The sequence below is a fragment of the Brachyspira pilosicoli genome (genome assembly GCF_019402445.1).
In the GTDB taxonomy this organism is placed as follows: domain Bacteria; phylum Spirochaetota; class Brachyspiria; order Brachyspirales; family Brachyspiraceae; genus Brachyspira; species Brachyspira pilosicoli_B.
The window spans coordinates 1-1,313 of record NZ_SRZM01000064.1 but is presented as its reverse complement, the minus strand read 5'-3'; the positions used below and the strand labels follow the sequence as shown (position 1 = coordinate 1,313).

The following is a 1,313-nucleotide window of genomic DNA, read 5'->3' as shown; positions in this document are numbered from 1 at the left end:
AAACATATTTCATATCAAAGAATTCTTTTTGATTATTTGTTTGTTTTATTTGATTATCTGAAGTATTAGTTTGAATATTTTGAGATTGTGTATTTTGTTCTGATTGATTTATTTCTTTGTTTCCGCCACCGCATGAAATTACAGCAGTAATAAAAATAAATGCTGCAATTATAGAAATAACATTTTTCATATAGTACCCTCTGTATGTATTGTTATTTTTGTATCATAAATTCAAATCAGTAAAATTTCAATTATAAATATTTTTACAATAAAAAATGCTTACATATATAAGGCATGCAATTTTTACAAAGGCTATAACTATTTTGTGAGTAATTTTATTATCTCTTCATTTTTTCCGTATTCTCTTGCATAATACAATGCATCATATTTACCGTCTTTTATATTTTTATCAGCACCAGCATCTAAAAGCATTTTTGTCATTTCTAAATTTCCTCTATGACAAGCCCACATCAATGCTGTCATACCATACTTATTTTGAACATTAACTTGAGCATTATTTTTAAGAAGCACTTTTACAGCATTAATATTATTATAAGAAGCAGCTTCTATCAATGCAGTTTTGTTATCATAAGTTTTATAATCTACATCAGCACTATTATCAATTAACTTCTGTAAAAAAACTTCATTGGTAGAATAATTTACTGCAGTTATCAATGGAACACTATAACTAAGCAAAGTTTCTTGATTAAGAGAGCAAACTTTCAAACTTTTATCCAAAGAATCAGAACCATTCTGAAGTAAAATATCTGCTATATCATCATGTCCATACATATAAGCATAAATCAAAGCATTTGCATTATTTCTGTTTCTTTTATTTATATCAGCATTATTTTCAATTAATATTTCTACAGTTTCTTTATAGCCTTTCATAACAGCATACATTAAAGGTGTTTCTTCGTTTTCATCATCTCCGTCATAAGCTATATTAACATCTGCTTTATTTTTTATTAATAGTTTTACCATTTCAATATTTTCTTTTCTATCATGTTCTAAAGCAGAAAATAATGCAGTTCTTCCTCTAAATCCTTTATAATTAATATCAGCACCATAACTTAAAAGAAGTTTAACCATTTCCATATTATTATTATCAACTGCAAGTATTAATACACTATCTGTAAGATATACTGTCTCATTAACATCTGCTTTATATTTCAAAAGAAGCTCAGCCATTTCTATATTATTATCCATAACAGCAAGTGATAACAATGTAAATCCCTCATAATTACGATTATTTACATAATCATTATATTTTTTAAGAATATTTTCAGCTTCTTTAATATTGCCTTCATTTA

2 protein-coding genes are annotated in these 1,313 nt (G+C 25.7%); both read right to left on the bottom strand.

The features are described 5' to 3' along the window. Positions 1–190: hypothetical protein (locus E6A48_RS02690; RefSeq protein WP_219708441.1), on the bottom strand; the 190-nt coding region annotated here is incomplete at its 3' end. Between the two features lie 128 nt (positions 191–318). Further along, positions 319–1,313: ankyrin repeat domain-containing protein (locus E6A48_RS02685; protein ID WP_219708440.1), on the bottom strand; the 995-nt coding region annotated here is incomplete at its 5' end.